Source organism: Micromonospora craterilacus (genome assembly GCF_003236315.1).
GTDB classification, from domain to species: domain Bacteria; phylum Actinomycetota; class Actinomycetes; order Mycobacteriales; family Micromonosporaceae; genus Micromonospora; species Micromonospora craterilacus.
In genome coordinates this window covers 1-2774 of sequence record NZ_POTY01000412.1, presented here as the reverse complement: position 1 = coordinate 2774, position 2774 = coordinate 1, and the positions used below count along the sequence as shown (strand labels likewise).

The following is a 2774-nucleotide window of genomic DNA, read 5'->3' as shown; positions in this document are numbered from 1 at the left end:
GGCAGGGTGTGGGTGAGGAAGGGCAGCACCGCCGCCGGCAGGGCCGGCGACTCGACGATGTCGTAGTGGGTGAGGCCGGGCAGCACGGCCAGCCGGGCGGCCGGCCGGTCGGTGCCGTCCCAGCCCGCGTCCCGGTGACCGCCGCCGAGCAGGCCGAAGAACTCCACCATGTGCCCGGGGCGGATCGAGTCCGCGTCGGCGAAGGCCAACAGCGTCGGTGTGGTCAGCGCGGCGACCTCCGGCGACCAGTCGTACTCCCGGCGCAGCAGCTCGCCGGTCTTGGCCCAGAGCCGCGGCCAGTACTGCGGGCGCGGCGCGACCTCCTGGTAGAGCTGGTGGGGCGGGGTGCCCCGCATCCGCTCGCCGGCCGCCTCGTCGGGCTCGGGCATTCCGGCGAGCACCTCGGGAAACCAGCCCTGTCGTCGGCACGGTGCGGAGACGACCACCAGCCGACGGAGTAGTTCCCGGTGCTGGATCGCCAGCCGCAGGGCCACCCCACCGCCGAGGGAGAAGCCCAGCACGTCGACCTCGGCCAGCCCCAGGTGGACGATCAGCCCGGCCACGTCGTCGGCCATCGACTCGTACCGAAGCGGCCGGTCGACGTCGGCGGTACGCCCATGGCCCGGCAGGTCGACGCTGATCACCCGGCGCCGCTGGGCCAGCGCGGGCAAGATCGCGGCGAACTGCTCCACCGCGCCGAACCCGCCATGCAGCAGCACCAACGGCCGGCCGTCGCCGTGCTCCTCGTACCACAGGCGCAGCCCGTTGACCTCCGCGTAGCTCATGCCCTCATCCAAGCGGAGCCGTACGACGTCGATGGCGGATGCGGCGCCATGCAGGGCGAGGACCAGCGGAATGGTGTCGGGTGGGCGCGGCAGGTTTCGAACCTGCGACCCCCCGCTTGTAAGGCGGGTGCTCTCCCACTGAGCTACGCGCCCGGAAACGCCGTGCGGCGGACCGGCGGTTGGCAAGCTTACCCTGCCGCCCACCGGCCCGGCCGGACGGTCGCACCGGTTGGGACCGGATCAGGCCGTGGCCTCCGCCAGGGCCTTGCGCCAGCCCTGCTGGTCGCGGGGCTCGCCCGGCATGTTCATCTCGGCGAAGCGGACCACACCGGTCTTGTCGATGACGAAGGTGCCCCGGTTGGCGATGCCGGCGACGTCGTTGAAGACCCCGTACGCCTGGGCGACGGCACCGTGCGGCCAGAAGTCGGCCAGCAGCGGGAACTGGTAGCCCTCCCGGTCCGCCCAGATCTTGTGCGCGTAGACCGAGTCGACGCTCACGGTCAGCACCTGGACGTCGTCGTTGACGTACTCGTTGAGGTTGTCCCGCACCTCACACAGCTCGCCCTGGCACACGCCGGTGAAGGCCAGCGGGTAGAAGACCAGCAGGACGGTACGCCCGCCGCGGAAGTCGGAGAGCCGGACCTCCTGGTTGTTCTGGTCCTTCAGCACGAAGTCGGGCGCCTCGGCGCCAACCTCGATCGGCATGCGAACTCCTTGGGTCGAGTCGGGATTGCCTCAGCCTGTCACACCGGGCGGGCGGGGTTACTTCCTGCCCTTGGCGCCACGGCGCAGCACGAGACGGGCACCGCTCCAGTCCTTGCCGGCGTTCACCGTCGAGGTCTGCTGGAGGCCGGCGGTGGGCGCGGACTCGGCGACCTCGCTCGGCTCGACGTGTCCGTCGCGGCCGGCCTTGGGCGTCAGCAGCCACACGACCCCGTTGTCGGCCAGCGGGCCGAGGGCGTCGACGAGCAGCTCGAAAAGATCACCGTCGCCGTCCCGGTACCACACCAGCACCGCGTCGACCACCTCGTCGGTGTCCTCGTCGACCAGCTCTCCACAACGGTCGGTCAGGGCGTCCCGGAGATCCTGGTCGACGTCATCGTCGTAGCCCATCTCCATGACGACCATCCCCGGCTCGATGCCGAACCGGTCCGCCAGACTGCGTACCCCGTCGGCAGCCTGACCAGCGGTCGCGCTCACTGTCGCGTGCCTCCTCATCTCAATTCGAGCTCGCGGCGTCTGCTCGACGCCGTCAGGCAAAGTCCACACAGTTGTTCCGCCCTGCGCAAGTGGCGCACCGGGTGGAACGAAATTTACCGTGCCAGCAGCGTACGGGCACCCTCGGTGATGGCCTCCTCGGACACCAGGACCTGCCGGGCAGCCGGACCTAATGGTACAAAAGAGTCAACTCCGGCCACCCGCCGCGCCGCGCCGACATATCCGGCGTCCACCAGCGCCGCGATCACCCCTTCGCCCACCCCGCCGGACCGGCGCGTCTCGTCCACCACCAGCACCCGGCCGGTCGCGGCCGCCTCCCGGATGAGATCGGCCACCGGTAGCGGCGCGAGCCAGCGCAGGTCCACCACCCGGGTACCGATGCCCTCGTCGGCCATCCTCGACGCGGCCCGCAGCGACATCCGTACCCCGTTACCAAAGGTGATGATGGTGACGTCCTCGGCCGAACCGACGCCGTACACCCGGGCGCGGCCGACCGGCACGTGCCCGCCGGACCAGGCCCCCGGCTCGGGATAGGGGGCCAACCACTCTCCGTCGCCGTCGCCGTAGAGGTCGCGGGTGTGGTAGAGCGCGATCGGCTCCAGGAACACGCAGACGCTGCCGTCCACCGCCGCGCTCGCCAGGCAGGTCCGCAGCATCGCCGCCGCGTCGTCCGGCCGGGCCGGCACGGCGATCACCAGGCCGGGCACGTCCCGCAGTACGGCCACCGAGTTGTCGTTGTGGAAGTGCCCGCCGAAGCCCTCCTGGTACGCC

4 protein-coding genes and 1 tRNA gene are annotated in these 2774 nt (G+C 71.2%); all 5 read right to left on the bottom strand.

Going from position 1 to position 2774, the window contains the following annotated elements:
• Positions 1 to 785, bottom strand: a 785-nt coding sequence (locus tag C1I95_RS33185; protein ID WP_111219981.1) for an alpha/beta fold hydrolase, incomplete at its 3' end; no start/stop codon positions are given.
• A gap of 81 nt (positions 786 to 866) precedes the next feature.
• Positions 867 to 938, bottom strand: a tRNA-Val gene (locus C1I95_RS33180).
• Positions 939 to 1025: 87 nt separating this feature from the next.
• Positions 1026 to 1490, bottom strand: a complete 465-nt coding sequence (locus C1I95_RS33175; RefSeq protein WP_111219979.1) for a peroxiredoxin — start codon at positions 1488 to 1490, stop codon at positions 1026 to 1028.
• Positions 1491 to 1547: 57 nt separating this feature from the next.
• Positions 1548 to 1985, bottom strand: a complete 438-nt coding sequence (locus tag C1I95_RS33170) for a DUF3052 domain-containing protein (protein WP_111219977.1) — start codon at positions 1983 to 1985, stop codon at positions 1548 to 1550.
• A gap of 113 nt (positions 1986 to 2098) precedes the next feature.
• Positions 2099 to 2774 (bottom strand): transketolase C-terminal domain-containing protein (locus tag C1I95_RS33165; protein WP_325048892.1); only part of this gene is annotated, 676 nt, incomplete at its 5' end.

Coding starts and splice junctions, on each gene's coding strand:
- C1I95_RS33175 (WP_111219979.1), bottom strand. CDS start 1,490: ATGCCGATCGAGGTTGGCGCCGAGGCGCCCGACTTCGTGCTGAAGGAC.